Genomic DNA, 14,099 nt, shown 5'->3' on the forward strand with positions numbered 1-14,099 from the left:
GCGGCCGCCCGTCCGCGGCCCGTCCACAGCCGAGGAGGCGCGCTCCGGGACTTCCCGGAACGCGCCTCCTCGTGTGGTCGCGTCGACGGCGTCGCTGCTACGCGGCGACGGGGCTGCGCTGGCCGACGACCGAACCGGCCTCGGCGGCCTCGGCCGACGCGTCGGCCCCGGCGGCCGCACCCCGGCGGACGAACTTCTTCAGCAGGACGAGCACGAACGCGCTCACGACGGTGCCGGCGACGATCGCCAACGCCCACATGCCCAGGTTGCCGATGGCGAAGAACACGAAGATGCCACCGTGGGGGGCCTGCGACGTGACGCCGGCGGCCATCGAGATGGCTCCGGTCACCGCGCCTCCGACCATGCTGGCGGGGATCACGCGCAGCGGGTCGGCTGCGGCGAAGGGGATCGCGCCCTCGGAGATGAACGAGGCGCCCAGCAGCCAGGCGGCCGTGCCGTTGGAGCGCTCGACCTGCGAGAAGCCCTTGCGGTAGAGGACGGTCGACGCGAGGGCCATGGCCAGCGGCGGCACCATGCCGGCGCCCATCACGGCGGCCATGATCATCAGGGGGGCCGGGTTGTCGCTGATGGAGCCCGCGGACAGGCCGGCGACGGCGAACGAGTAGGCGACCTTGTTGACCGGACCACCGAGGTCGATGCACATCATGAGGCCGAGGATGACGCCCAGGACGATCGCCCCGGTGCCGCTGAGGCCGTTGAGGAAGTCGGTCAGGGCGACGGTCAGGGCGGCGATCGGGCCGCCGAGCACGAGCACGAGCAGACCCGAGGCGAAGATCGACGCGAGCAGCGGGATGATCACGACGGGCATCAGGCCGCGCAGCCAGCGGGGCACGTCGGGCTTGCCGATCCAGTAGGCGGCGAAGCCGGCGAGCAGACCACCGACGAGACCGCCGATGAAGCCGGCCCCCATGAAGACCGCGACGGCACCGGCGACGAAACCGGGCGCGATGCCGGGTCGATCGGCGATCGCATAGGCGATGTAACCGGCAAGGGCGGCGACGAGGAAGCCCATCGACAGGTTGCCGATCTGGAACGCGGCGGCACCGAGGAAGTAGATCAGGCCCTCGGGCGGCAGGTTCACGAGCGAGTAGTCGGTCAGCACGGTCGCGGCGTTGCCGGCGATCTCGTAACCCGAGAGCAGGAAGCCCAGGGCGAGCAGCAGGCCGCCACCGGCGACGAACGGGATCATGTACGAGACGCCGGTCAGCAGCCAGCGCTTGAGCGACGAGCCGAAGCCCTGCTTCTCGGCGGTCGAGCCCACGGCGGCACCGGCGGCACCGGCCGTGCCGGCCACGCGGGCGGCGTTCGGGTCCTTGGCGGCGGCCAGCGCCTCCTTCACCATGGCGTCGGGAGCGTCGACGCCGCGCTTGACCGGTCCGCGGACGACGGGCTTGCCGGCGAAGCGGCCCTGGTCGCGCACGTCGACGTCGACGGCGAAGATCACGGCGTCGGCCTCGGCGATGACGGCCGGGTCGAGGGGAGTGACCGTGCCCGAGCCCTGCGGCTCGATCTGCAGGTCGGCGCCGAGGCGCTTCGCCGCGGCGACGAGGGCGTCGGCGGCCATGAAGGTGTGGGCGATGCCGGTGGGGCAGGCGGTGACGCCGACCAGCTTCGGGCGCCGCGCGCCGTCGCCCGTCGCGGCGGCCGCGGACGAGGAGGCGCTGGTCGCCCCGGACGCGGAGGCGGCGGTGGCGCCGCGCGTCTCGGCGACCTCGCCGCTGACCTCGTCGTCGACGAGCTGCACGATGTCGGCGGGCGTCTTCGCGGCGCGGAGGGCGGCGGTGAAGTCGTCGCGGATGAGGGCGCGGGCGAGGGTCGAGAGGACCGTCATGTGGTCGCCGTCGGCGCCCTCGGGCACCGCGATCATGAAGACGATGTCGGCGTCGCCGTCGGGGGCACCGAAGCCGACCGTGCGCGCGAGCCGGGAGAAGGCGAGGGTGGGCTCGGTGACCGAGGCCGACCGCGCGTGGGGGATCGCGATGCCGCCGGGGACGCCGGTGCCGACCGAGGCTTCACGCTTGATGGCGTCGTCGGCGAGCGAATCGGCCGAGCCGGCGCGGCCCGAGGCCGCGACGCGCGCGGCCAGGGCGCGGATGACGTCGGTCGACGTGCCGCCCAGGTCTTCGTCGAGACCGACGAGGTCGGTGCTGATGAGGGATGACATGCTGTTCTGCTCCTTGGGGTTGGGCGACGCTGCTCAGAGGTGCCCGACGGCCGCGGGGGCCACCGGGACGACGTCGATGTCGTCAGGGAAGGTCTGGTCGAGGCGGGGGACGATGCTGCCGGGCAGGGCCGCGGCGGCGGCTCCGGACGCGACGGCCTGGGCGAGGCGGGCCGGGGCGGGTGCCCCGGCCGTCTCGGCGAGCAGGTAGCCCGACAGCGACGAGTCGCCGGCGCCCACCGTGCTCAGGGCGGTGATGACGGGGGCGGCGGCGAACCACGAGCCCTCGTCGTCGATCAACAGGGCGCCCGCGCTGCCGAGGGTGAGCAGCACGGTCTCGACGCCCAGCTCGCGCAGGCGTCGGGCCCCGGCGACGGCCGAGGCCGGGTCGGCCTCGTACGCCTCGGGGTCGCCGCCGACGATCTCGGCGAGCTCGTCGGCGTTGGGCTTGACGAGGTCGATGCCGACGCCCGACGCGATCAGGGCCGCGAACGGCTCGCCCGACGAGTCGACCGCGATGCGCGGGGCGGCGTCACCGCAGGAGGCGCGCACGGCCCGGACGACGTCGGCCAGCCAGGTCGTCGGCAGGCCGGGCGGCAGCGAGCCGGCGAGCACCAGCCACGAGGCGAGGGCCGCGTGTTCGACGACGAGGGCCGTGAGCTCGTCCACGTGGGAGCCGAGGTCGGGGCCGAGCTCGTTGATCTTGGTGGTCGTGCCGTCGGGTTCGGTCAGGGTGACGTTGGCCCGGAGGCGCTGGCCGATCGGCAGGTTGACGGTGGGCACGCCTCGCTCGCGCAGGGCGACGAGGACCGGGTCGTCGAGGGCGCCGGGCAGCAGGGCCACGGTCTCGGCACCCGACGCCGCCAGGGCCCGGGACACGTTGACGCCCTTGCCGCCGGGCTCGTCGGTCGTGCTGACCGAGCGCTGGACCGCCCCGCGCTGCAGGGTGCCCGGCAGCTCGATCGTGCGGTCGAGCGAGGGGTTCGCGGTGACGGTGAGGATCATGCGGGTGCCTCCTGGCTGCGGGGCGCTCATGCGACGATCACCTCGACGTCGGCGAGCTCGAGGGCCTCGCCCAGGTCGGGCGCGGGGGGCGCGTCGGTGACCACGGTGTCGATCTCGGCCAGGCGAGCGAACCGCACCAGCGCCTCCTCGCCGTGTTTGGTCTGGTCGACCACGGCCACGACGCGGCGTCCGGCACGGACGTACGCCGACTTGACGGCGCCCTCGAACTCGTCGGGGGTCGACAGCCCGAAGCCGGCGCTGACGCCGTTCGCGCCGACGAAGACGATGTCGGGGCGGAGCGCCTGGATCTGCTCGACCGTGCTGGTGCCGACGGCGGCGCTGGTCAGCCCGCGGACGCGTCCGCCGAGCAGGTGCAGGTCGACGTGGGGGCTGTGCTGCAGCAGCGCCGCGATCGGGACGGCGTTGGTGATGACGGTGAGGACGGTGCCGGGCGTCGCCGGCGTCCAGCGGGCGAGTTCGGCGGCGACGGCGGCGGTGGTGGTGCCCGCGTCGAGGGCGATCGAGCCCGTGAACGTCGGCGGCACGAGGTGCGCGGCGGCCTGGGCCACCGAGGTCTTCTCGGGGCTGTGCCGGGTCTCGCGCTCGCTCAGGCTGAGTTCGCTGACGCTGGAGCGGCCGGCGGCGACGGCACCGCCGTGCACGCGCTGGAGCAGGCCCGCCTGTTCGAGGGCGTCGAGGTCTCGGCGGACCGTCTCGGCCGTGACGTCGAGACGCAGGGCGAGATCGCTGACCGACACCCGACCAGCCGAGCGCAGGGCTTCGGCGATCGACTCGTGCCGTTCGGTGGCGTACATGCGACCTCCTCGTCGTCTCGCGGTGCTGCCGGCATGCGTGCTGCCGGCGTGGGCCGACTGTACGTCGCTTCCACAGAGAAAACAAGACAAAAGCAGAAAAACGAAGAAGAACGCAGATCGTGCAGGCGAGGACCGAGCCATGTCCGCAATGCGCACTCTTCCCGATCTGGCTAGTTCATCTAGCAATCGGCCTGCCACAGTGGTGGGCGTACCGGTTCACGGCGGTACGGGCACCGACTTCACGGGCGGTGCCGGAGTTCCAGCAGGTTCCTCAGGTGACGCAGGGTCACCAGAAATGAGAAGAACATGAACACCAGCAGCACCTCGCTCCAGGGCCTCGGCCACGAGCAACTCGTCTCGCTCGTCCGGGGCACGGTCGGTTCGGCCCGCCCCGCGGCGACCCGCCCGACCACCGGTCGCGTCGACGCGGGCCTCTACCGCCGCGACCCCCGCGTCCCGGCCGTCCGCATCGAGACCTACCCCCGCCGTCGTCGGGCGCGAGTCGCGGCCGTCGCCCTCGCCGCGCCGATCTCGGCAGCCGTCTCGGCCGTCGCCCGGGTCGACGAGCCCACCTACGCCGACTTCCTCGTGGCCGCTCCGGCCCACGCGATGTCGGCCTGAGGCGCGCGTCGTGACCTTCGCCCAGCGCATCCTCGCCGACCAGGTCGGCGATCACGTGTCGTACTTCGACACGGCCCTCGACGACACCGACGACCTCGACTGAACGGCCCGACCATGACCTCCTCACTTCCCTCGCTCGACACCCTCGTCCACCCCGACCTCCACGAGTACGTGGCCGACCGCTACCCCTTCGTGGCGGGCCTGGTGGACGACGACCAGATCTGACCGTCCCGGGCCCCGGCCCGGTGCACGACTTCGGACGGGCTGACGCCCGGCCCGTCGACGGTGCGTACCAGCGACCCGCAGCGCGGGACGCCGACGAGCACCCCACGAGAGCCCCCTCCCCGCACGGCGAGGGGGCTCTCGCGTGTCCGCGGACGCGACCCGCGGAGGAGGCGGGTGATCCTCGGGGCGGACGCCGCGCCTCCTCGGGGTTCGTAGCGTGGACGAGGTCGCACCCGCGGGGCGCGACGGTGCGGCCACCCGGCCCGCACCGACGACGAACCCCGAGGAGGCACGGTGTCCGCAGTCGAGGTCGTCCCGCTTCACGGGCCGGGTCGCGTCGCCCGGGCGCGCGAGTCCCTGCTCGACCTGCTGGCCTTCGGCCGCGCCCAGGCCCTCTCGTGCGCGTTCGCCGTCGCGATCTTCGCCGGGCTCGCCGTGACCCGCGTGGTCGACGTGGGCGTGCCGCGCTACGACGCGATGCTGATCTGGTGCCTGCTCGTGCAGGTCGTCCTCGTCGCGACGCGGCTCGAGACCCGGGACGAGCTGCTCGTCATCTGCGTCTTCCACGTCCTGGGCCTCGGGCTCGAGGTCTTCAAGGTCGCGATCGGCTCGTGGTCGTACCCCGAGCCCGGCGTGCTGCGCCTGGGGGACGTGCCGCTCTACAGCGGCTTCATGTACGCGGCCGTCGCGAGCTACATCTGCCAGGCGTGGCGCCGGCTCGACCTCCGCGTCGACCCCGTGCCGATGGCGGCGACCATGGCCATCGCCGTCGGCTTCTACGTGAACTTCTTCACAAACCACTGGATCGCCGACCTGCGCTGGGTGCTGCTCAGCGTCGCCGCGCTGCTGATCGCCCGGCGGTCGGTGACCTTCCGCGTGCGGGGCGTCGACCGCCGCATGCCCCTGCTCGTGTCGTTCGCCCTCATCGGGCTGTTCATCTGGGTCGCCGAGAACGCCGCGACCCTGCTCGGTGCCTGGACCTACGCCTCGCAGGTCGACGGCTGGAGCCTCGTGCACCCCAGCAAGATCGGCTCGTGGATGGTGCTCGTGATCTTCAGCTTCATGCTCGTGCTGTGGCTGAAGCAGCAGAAGGGCGCGTCAGCGACCGCCACGGCGTGACGGCGCGCCGGCGCGCCGGCGTGGCGGTGTGACGGTGTGGTGGTGTGCCGGTCGCACCACCGTCGCGTCGTCGAACCACGCTCTCGGGTGGTTCGACGACGCGGACGTGGTGCGTCCTCGCCCGCAGGTCGCGGTCAGGGAGCGGCGTGGCGGCCGACGCGCGTGGGGGTCGGAGTGGGTGCGGCAGCAGCGGCGACCACGGGGACCGTGCCCGCAGCCGCAGCCGCAGCCGCAGCCGCAGCCGCAGCCGCAGCCGCAGCCGTAGCCGTGGGCGCAGTCGTGGGCGCGGCCACGGGCTGGGGCGCGGCGACGACGCTCGTGGCGTCGGCCACGCCCCGTGCCAGCGCGGCCGCCTGTGGGGCGCGACCCGACACGGCCGCCGCGACCGCCGCCTCCCGGGTCTCGTACATCGTCGGCAGGTCGTGACCGCCCTCGGCCGTCTCGTAGCTCTGCAGCTCGAGTTCGGCGAGCCGGGCGAACTCGGCCAGCTTCTCGGACGACACGCTCTTCGCCTTGCGGGGCCGCGTGTTGTGCAGGCAGAAGGTGCCGATCGCCTCGCCGGACGACGAGTGGATCGGGTGCCCGGCGTAGAAGTACCCGTGGTTGAGGTCGAGGTAGGGGTTGTCCTTGAACCGGTCGTCCTTGCGGGCGTCCTCGACGATCACGGGCGCGTCGGCCGCGACGGTCACGTCGCAGAACGTCAGCTCGCGGGGGATCGAGACCGGCAGCAGTTCGGTGTTGACCGCGTAGTAGAGCTTCTTGCCGTCGAGCAGCGAGACGACCGCGACGTCGACGCCGAACTCCTTCTCGGCTCGGCGGGCGAGGTCCTGCAGGGTGTCGGACCCGCCGCTGCTCGCGAGCTCGACCAGCTTCTCGGCTCCCGACCACTCGAAGGTCGGCTCGGGCAGGGCCCGACGCGGACGGGCAGGAGGCGCGGTGTCGGTCGACGGGGTGGCCCCGGTTCCGAGAGCGGTCGCGGGTGCGTCTGCCGGGGCCGGCGCTGGTGCGGGTGCGGCTGCGGCTGCGGGGGCCGACGCGGGTGCGTCCGCCGGGCGTGCCGACGCGGGTGCGTCCGCCGGGCGTGCCGCGACGGCCTGCTCGGCCTCGAGACGGGCGACGGCCTGCTCGGCCTCGAGTCGGGCGACGGCCGCCCGCGCGGCCTCCAGCTGCGCGACGACCGGGTCGACCGGGGCCGGTGCGGCCACCGACGCCGCCAGTCGGGCCACCTCGAGCTGGGCGGCGACCCGCTCGGGCACGACGGGCGCGACGGACGTGCGTCCGATGTGCTCGACGGTCTCGCCGCGGCGCACGACGTCGAGGGTCGGGGCCACCCGGTCGGCGACCACGGCGCCCCACTGCCGGTACATCGTCTCGCAGCCGTGCGGGCGACCGGGCTGCAGCTCTCCCGGGGGCAGCCGGAAGTACGAGGCCGACGGGTGCTGCGCGGCGATCCGTTCGGTGATCTCGTTCATGCGGGCGGCGTGCCGGTCGGCGACCGATCCGAACGGGTTGTCGAACCGCGTGACCGAGCGCACGGGCTGCACGCCGACCAGCACGATGCGGGCGGTCGGGTGGACGCGGCGGGTCAGGTCGGTGACGAGCGTCGTCACGTCACGTTGCCATCCCTCGAGCGGGGTGAGCATGACGGCGTCGTTGAGGCCGAGCATCACGACCACCGTGTCGTACAGGCTGAGGTCGTGGTCGCCGATCCACGAACGGGCCGAACCGGCGTTCATCATCTCGTCGCCGATGTAGTCGACCGAGCAGGCGCGACCGGTGCTCTTCGAGGTCTCCTTGGCGATCTGACCCGTGAGCGCCTGCTCGTGGCTCGTCACGCCGAAGCCGTGGGTCGGACCCGTGCCGATCAGCAGCACGGTGTCGGGGTCGGGGGAGTCCGCCCGGTAGGTCGGCCGTCCGCGCGGGGAGGGCACGTGGCGGGAACGCGAGAGCGTCCACAGGTAGAACAGGCGCATGGCAGGCCTCAGCCGCTCGTAGCTGCGCGTCGGGTGCGCGGGTGTGTCGACCGTCCTGGTCACGTGGTGCTCCTCGGGTGTCTCTCGGTGTCTCGTCCCCCTGTCCCAGGCTAGGCAGCGGTCGGCAGCCGGGCTGCCCCCAGTGCGGGTCGACGGTGGCCCCCCTTCTGGTCGCACCCCCGCCCGGAGCCCGTCGACGCGGACCGCCGGCCCGAACCTGGACGCGGGAGGCGCGGGGCGAGCAGGCTGGTACGCGTGACCCCCGCAGACAGCACGACCCCCGACGACGACCACGGTTCCGTCGCCACCGCCCTCGAGCTCGTGGCCGACGAGGTCGACGCCGCCGTCTCGGCGGTGCTCGACGTGGACGCCGGAGGCGACGACTCGTCCGACACGTCCGGCCAGCTCGACGCCTTCGCCGACCTGCTCGACGACGCCGAGCGCGTCTTCGTCCACGGTGCGGGTCGCTCGGGTCTCGCCCTCCGCATGACCGCGATGCGGTTGATGCACCTCGGACTCGAGGTCCACGTCGTCGGCGAGGTCACGACGCCGGCCATCGCCGACGGGGACGTGCTGCTCACCGCGAGCGGCTCGGGCACGACGTCCGGCATCGTCGCCGCGGCCCGGACGGCCGTCGACGCCGGGGCGCGGGTGGCCGCCATCACCACCGCCGCCGACTCGCCGCTGGCCGACCTGGCCGAGGCCGTGCTCGTGGTGCCCGCCGCCGACAAGCAGGACCGCTCGGGAGCCGCGTCGTCGCAGTACGCCGGCGGGCTGTTCGAGCAGACCGTCGTGCTGCTCGGCGACGCCGTCTTCCACGCGCTGTGGAAGCGCTCGGGTGCCGATGCCGACGAGCTCTGGCCCCGCCACGCCAACCTCGAGTAGCCGCCCCGCGCCTCCTCGCCTCCGCGCGGCTTCTTCGCCCCGCTCTGCACGAGGTCGCACCACCGTCGAGTCATCGAACTGCCCCGTCGGGCGGTTCGATGCCGCAGACGTGGTGTGACCTCGTCGTCGCCCTGCCTGTGGACAACCACTGGCGGGCCGCCATGTGACGGCAGTCTCTCCCTGTGATCGAACATCTGCCCCACATCATCCGGTCCGACCGGCTCGAGCACGGGCGGCGGGAGTCCGAGGCCGTGCGTCGTGGTGTCGAGCGGGGTGAGTTCGTCCGGGTGCGTCGTGGGGCAGCCGTCGACGCTGCCGCGTGGCGAGCGGCCTCCTCTCGGGATCGCCACCTGATCCTCGTCCTCGCCGTCATGCCGCGGCTCGCTTCGCGGATGGTGGTGTCTCATGCGTCGGCGGCCGCATGCTGGGAGCTGCCGGCCCTCGGTGAGTGGCCGAGCCGCGTGCACGTCGTCGACCCGGACCGCCGCACGACCCAGACGACGGCGAACGTCGTGCGGCACCCGGGACCGCTCTCCGGTGAGGAGGTGCGGTCGCTCCCTCCACTTTCCCTCACCTCTCCGGCTCGAACAGCAGCCGATCTCGCCCTCACGTCGTCGTTCCGTGACGCGGTGGTCGCCCTCGATGCCCTCGTGCGGAGGGGGCTCGCCACCGCGGATGACGTGCGGCACGTCCTCGACGGACGTGGGTCGGCACGAGGCCTGCCGAGTGCACGCCGGGCGGTCGCCTTCGCGACGCCCGAGGCCGAATCCCCGGGGGAGTCGCTGACGCGGGTCGTCCTGCACGAGCTGGGCGCGCCTCCTCCGGTGCTCCAGCAGCGTTTCACCTGGGGAGACGGCGGCCTCTTCGCCGACGTCGTCGACTTCTGGTGGCCCCGGTTCGGCGTCGTGCTCGAATTCGACGGACGGATCAAGTACGCGGAAGGGCGGTGGAAGAACGGCCGGTCGCCCGGACAAGTCGTGGTGGACGAGAAGATCCGAGAGGACCGCATCCGCAACCGGCCCGAGGTCAACGGATTCGCGCGAACGGTCTGGGACGAGTTGTCGCACCCACCCCGCCTGGCCGCGAACCTCCGCTCAGCAGGGCTGCCCTTGCCGTGACGCTCAGGTCGCACCACTTCCGAGTCGTCGAACCAACCCCGAGTGTGGTTCCGTGACGCGATCGTGGTGCGACCTCGGAGCGGGTGCGGGTGCGGGCGGTGCGTTTCTAGGCGAGACGGGCCGGAGCCGGACCGGCCGGGCCACGTTTTACCCGCGCGAAACAATTCGTATACAAAACTGGGGCGTGCGGCAGGATTGTATGCAATCCACGCCGCACAGACCGATACCACCCGAGCATCGGAGGCCCGATGGCCCGCCCACCCCGCCCGACCNCTGGCGCTCGGCGACCGTCAGCGGGGCGACGGGTGCGGGTGCCGCGTCGACGTCGGGCTCGGCAGCCGCCACGGGGGCGGGCGTCGGCTCGGCGACGGGAGGCTTGGGGGCTGCCGGACGGGGGCCGCCGGGCTTGGGCGCCGAGCTCGCGGGCTGCGCAGCGGCACCGGCCGAGGGGGCCTTGGCGGCGGGGGTCGCGGGCTTCGCGGCACCGGCGAAGGCCTGGCGCAGCTTGCGGGCGACGGGAGGCTCGACACTGGAGGACGGTCCCTTGACGAACTCGCCCATCTCTTTGAGCTTCTCTAGTGCGGTCTTGCTGTCGATCCCCAGCTCGCTGGCGATCTCGTGTACGCGTGGTTTAGCCACAGTTCTCCTGTCTCGGGCCCTTCCCGAGACGGGAAGAGCCTTAGTTCTGGACGGGTCTCATTTCGAGCCGCTCATTAGTGGTTGCTCATTAGTTGTCCATGTGCCGTTCAGCCTGTTCTGTCGTGGCGATGGGTCGTGAAGTGGTGATCCGCGTGAGGTGGGCGCGGAGCTCGTCGACGTCGGGTTCGGAGTCGAGGCGGAGTGCACGGCGGAAGGCCTTGCGCTTCACTGCCGACTCGAACGCGTCGATCGACGGCGTCAACCACGCACCCCGCCCGGGAAGGGTCGCGGTCGGATCGACCACGAGACGTCCGTTTCGGGCGACGACCCGCACGAGTGCGGACCGTGGAGCGCGCGCTCGAGTACCGATGCACGTTCTGACGGGTTCCACCTTACCCCCTCGGGTCGTCGGACGGGAGACGCCGAGGGCGAACGGCGTGGTGCGCCGGTCGCCCTCGACCACCCGGGTTCTCGTCGGGGCGATCAGTCGTCTTCGAGGATGCTGTCGGGCTGGATGGGTCATTCCCGTGACCGGGCCGCCGACGCTGGCGCGTCGTCGACCCGGCGCGCGGATCGACATCCACTCAGTCGTCTTCGAGGATGCTGTCGGGCTGGATGTCGATCCGCGCGCCCGTGAGCTTCGCGGCGAGGCGGGCGTTCTGGCCCTCCTTGCCGATGGCGAGCGACAGCTGGTAGTCGGGGACGAGTGCCCGGACGGCCTTGGTGGAGGCGTCGATCACGAAGGCCGACGACACCTTGGCCGGCGACAGGGCGCTGGCGACGAAGGTGGGGAGGTCGCTCGAGTAGTCGACGATGTCGATCTTCTCGTCGTTGAGCTCGGTGGTGACGGCGCGGACGCGCTGTCCCATCTCGCCGATGCAGGCACCCTTGGCGTTGACGCCGGGCTCGGTCGCACGGACGGCCATCTTGGTGCGGTGGCCGGCCTCGCGGGCCAGGGAGACGATCTCGACGACGCCGCTGGCGATCTCGGGCACCTCGAGGGCGAAGAGCTTGCGCACGAGCGACGGGTGGGTGCGCGAGACCGTGATCTGCGGCCCCTTGGTGCCCTTGCTGACACCCGTGACGTACACGCGGATGCGCGAGCCGTGGGCGTACTTCTCACCCGGCACCTGCTCCTCGGGCGGGAGGATCGCCTCGACGGTGCCGAGGTCGACGTGGATCATGCGGGGGTTGGGCCCCTGCTGGATCACGCCCGCGACGATGTCGCCCTCACGGCCCTTGAACTGGCCGAGCACCTTGTCGTCACCGATGTCGCGCAGGCGCTGGTTGATGACCTGCTTGGCCGCGAAGGCCGCGATGCGGCCGAAGTCGCTGGGGCTGTCGACGGACTCGCCCACGACCTCGCCCTCGTCGTCGCGTTCGATGGCGAAGACCGAGACGTGCCCGGTCTTGCGGTCGAGTTCGACGCGAGCGACCGGGATGCGGCTCTCGGGCTGGTTCGTGTGCTTGAGGTAGGCCGTGAGGATGGCCTGCTCGATGATGCGCACGAGTTCGTCGAAGGGGATTTCACGCTCGCGCTCCATGAGACGCAGCACGCTCAGGTCGATGTCCACTGAGGGCCTCCACTATTCAGATCTGCAGGCTGCACGCACGATGGCGCGCGCAGCATCCCCCTACGGTACCCGAGAGCGGGGTGGACGGCGGACCGTCCGCGAGCTCGACACCGCGCCTCCTCGGGGTCGCCACGACCGGGACGAGGAGGCGCGGTGCCGGCGCTCAGGACGCTCGCGGAGCCGTCAGGGTCGCGACGGCCTCGGCCACGGGGACCGGCGTGCGCTCGCCCGTGCGGCGGTCCCAGAGCTCGACGACGCCCTCGCCGGCCGAACGGCCGACGACGACGATCTGCGGCACGCCGAGGAGTTCGGCGTCGCCGAACTTGACGCCGGGCGAGACCTTGGGTCGGTCGTCGTAGAGGACGTCGAGACGGTGGGCCTCGAGGTCGGCGGTGAGTTTCTCGGCGACCTCGTAGACCACGGGGTCCTTGCCCGTGGCCACGACGTGGACGTCGAAGGGGGCGACGTTGGCCGGCCAGATCAGGCCCTTGGCGTCGTTGTTCGCCTCGGCGATCACCGCGAGGATGCGCGTGACGCCGATGCCGTACGAGCCCATCGTGACCGTAACCTGCTTGCCGTTCTCGTCGAGCACCTTGAGGCCGAGCGCCTCGGCGTACTTGCGGCCGAGCTGGAAGACGTGACCGATCTCCATGCCGCGGGCGGTCTCGATGGGGCCGGAACCGTCGGGCGCGGGGTCGCCCTCGCGGACCTGCGCGGCCTCGATGGTGCCGTCCGCGGTGAAGTCGCGGCCCATGACGAGGTCGGCGACGTGCACGCCCTTCTCGTTCGCCCCGGTGACCCAGGCCGAACCCTCGACCACGCGCGGGTCGACGAAGTAGCGGATGCCCGAGTCGGACTCGCCACCGAGCACCTGGGGGCCGAGGTAGCCACGGACCAGCACGGGGTTCTTCGCGAAGTCGGCGTCGCCGGCGGCCTCGACCTCGGCCGGGGCGAAGGCGACCTCGAGCCGCTTCATGTCGACCTCGCGGTCACCCGGCAGGCCGACCACGACGAGCTCACGGCGTCCGTCGAGGTGGCTGAGGGCGACGACGACGTTCTTGAGCGTGTCGGCAGCCGTCCAGGGCCCGGAGTCGCGGGACTCGTCGGCGTTGAGCTGGGCGACCAGCGAGTCGATGGTCGGCGTGTCGGCCGGTGCCAGGCGACGGGAGGGGGCGAGGCCCTCGAGCGGGACCGTGTCGGGGACGATCGTCGTGAAGGCCTCGACGTTGGCGGTGTAGCCGCCCGCCGAGCGGACGAAGGTGTCCTCGCCGATGGCTGTGGGGTGCAGGAACTCCTCGCTGCGCGAACCGCCCATGGCCCCGGCATCCGCCTTGACGATGACGTACTCGAGGCCGAGCCGCGTGAAGATGCGCTCGTAGGCGTCGCGCTGCTTCTGGTAGCTGTCGTCCAGGCCGGCGTCGGACGCGTCGAACGAGTAGGCGTCCTTCATGGTGAACTCGCGGCCGCGCAGCAGGCCGGCCCGGGGTCGAGCCTCGTCGCGGTACTTGTCCTGGATCTGGAACAGGGTCAGCGGGAGGTCCTTGTAGGACGAGTAGAGGTCCTTCACCAACAGGGTGAAGGCTTCCTCGTGCGTGGGGGCCAGGAGGTAGTCGGCGTCCTTCCTGTCCTTCAGCCGGAACATGCCGTCGCCGTACTCGGTCCACCGCCCGGTGGCCTCGTAGGGCTCGCGAGGCAGCAAGGCGGGGAAGTGCACCTCTTGGGCGCCGGCGGCCTGCATCTCGTCACGGATGACCGCCTCGATCTTCGCCTTGACGCGCAGGCCGAGCGGCAGCCAGGCGAAGACCCCAGGTGCCTGACGGCGGATGTACCCGGCACGGACGAGCAGCCGGTGGCTGGTCACCTCGGCGTCGGAGGGGTCTTCTCGGAGGGTGCGGACGAAGAGCTGGGAGAGACGTGTGGACACCCGTCCAGCTTAGGGGCGT

At 72.1% G+C, this 14,099-nt stretch carries 11 protein-coding genes and 1 pseudogene; 4 read left to right on the forward strand and 8 right to left on the reverse strand.

The window, feature by feature from the left end; translation table 11 throughout:
• Positions 1-97: 97 nt before the first annotated feature.
• Genes ARTHRO9V_RS01930 through ARTHRO9V_RS01940 form a run of 3 tightly spaced genes read right to left on the reverse strand, consistent with a single transcriptional unit; the run spans position 98 to position 4,002 of the window.
• Positions 98-2,185 (reverse strand): fructose-specific PTS transporter subunit EIIC, encoded by a 2,088-nt coding sequence (locus ARTHRO9V_RS01930; protein ID WP_159825219.1) that lies wholly within the window; start codon positions 2,183-2,185, stop codon positions 98-100.
• Between the two features lie 33 nt (positions 2,186-2,218).
• On the reverse strand, positions 2,219-3,187 hold the full coding sequence (locus ARTHRO9V_RS01935; RefSeq protein WP_159825498.1) for a 1-phosphofructokinase family hexose kinase: 969 nt from the start codon (positions 3,185-3,187) through the stop codon (positions 2,219-2,221).
• A gap of 26 nt (positions 3,188-3,213) precedes the next feature.
• Entirely contained in the window at positions 3,214-4,002 is a 789-nt protein-coding gene (locus ARTHRO9V_RS01940; RefSeq protein ID WP_056046880.1) for a DeoR/GlpR family DNA-binding transcription regulator, read from the reverse strand.
• Positions 4,003-4,308: 306 nt separating this feature from the next.
• On the opposite strand from ARTHRO9V_RS01940, the gene ARTHRO9V_RS01945 reads away from it, so the two are divergent.
• Complete coding sequence (locus ARTHRO9V_RS01945) at positions 4,309-4,623, forward strand: hypothetical protein (RefSeq protein ID WP_056046878.1); 315 nt, start codon at positions 4,309-4,311, stop codon at positions 4,621-4,623.
• 519 nt (positions 4,624-5,142) lie between these two features.
• Positions 5,143-5,967 (forward strand): DUF817 domain-containing protein, encoded by an 825-nt coding sequence (locus ARTHRO9V_RS01950; protein ID WP_201298901.1) that lies wholly within the window; start codon positions 5,143-5,145, stop codon positions 5,965-5,967.
• Between the two features lie 134 nt (positions 5,968-6,101).
• Here ARTHRO9V_RS01950 and ARTHRO9V_RS01955 read toward each other — a convergent pair whose 3' ends face one another.
• Positions 6,102-8,003 carry a GAF domain-containing protein gene (locus tag ARTHRO9V_RS01955; RefSeq protein ID WP_159825221.1) on the reverse strand — a complete coding sequence of 634 codons (1,902 nt, stop codon included), beginning with the start codon at positions 8,001-8,003 and terminating at the stop codon, positions 6,102-6,104.
• A gap of 291 nt (positions 8,004-8,294) precedes the next feature.
• Here ARTHRO9V_RS01955 and hxlB point away from each other — a divergent pair, with 291 nt between their 5' ends.
• Positions 8,295-8,825: a 6-phospho-3-hexuloisomerase gene (hxlB, locus tag ARTHRO9V_RS01960; RefSeq protein ID WP_370516164.1), complete on the forward strand. Its 531-nt coding sequence runs from the start codon at positions 8,295-8,297 to the stop codon at positions 8,823-8,825.
• Positions 8,826-9,007: 182 nt separating this feature from the next.
• On the forward strand, positions 9,008-9,943 hold the full coding sequence (locus ARTHRO9V_RS01965; protein ID WP_159825225.1) for a hypothetical protein: 936 nt from the start codon (positions 9,008-9,010) through the stop codon (positions 9,941-9,943).
• Between the two features lie 273 nt (positions 9,944-10,216).
• Here the strand turns inward: ARTHRO9V_RS01965 and ARTHRO9V_RS01970 are convergent.
• The 4 genes and pseudogenes from ARTHRO9V_RS01970 to ARTHRO9V_RS01985 form a co-directional block, all read right to left on the reverse strand.
• Positions 10,217-10,582 (reverse strand): annotated as a pseudogene (locus tag ARTHRO9V_RS01970) (translation initiation factor IF-2 N-terminal domain-containing protein); the annotation flags it as partial.
• An 88-nt stretch (positions 10,583-10,670) separates the two neighbouring features.
• Positions 10,671-11,162, reverse strand: a complete 492-nt coding sequence (locus ARTHRO9V_RS01975) for a YlxR family protein (protein ID WP_369794377.1) — start codon at positions 11,160-11,162, stop codon at positions 10,671-10,673.
• Between the two features lie 4 nt (positions 11,163-11,166).
• Positions 11,167-12,156 carry a transcription termination factor NusA gene (gene nusA / locus ARTHRO9V_RS01980; protein WP_056045823.1) on the reverse strand — a complete coding sequence of 330 codons (990 nt, stop codon included), beginning with the start codon at positions 12,154-12,156 and terminating at the stop codon, positions 11,167-11,169.
• A 163-nt stretch (positions 12,157-12,319) separates the two neighbouring features.
• Entirely contained in the window at positions 12,320-14,080 is a 1,761-nt protein-coding gene (locus ARTHRO9V_RS01985; protein ID WP_056045826.1) for a proline--tRNA ligase, read from the reverse strand.
• Positions 14,081-14,099: the final 19 nt, after the last annotated feature.

It is taken from the genome of Frigoribacterium sp. 9N, assembly GCF_902506305.1.
GTDB lineage: Bacteria > Actinomycetota > Actinomycetes > Actinomycetales > Microbacteriaceae > Frigoribacterium.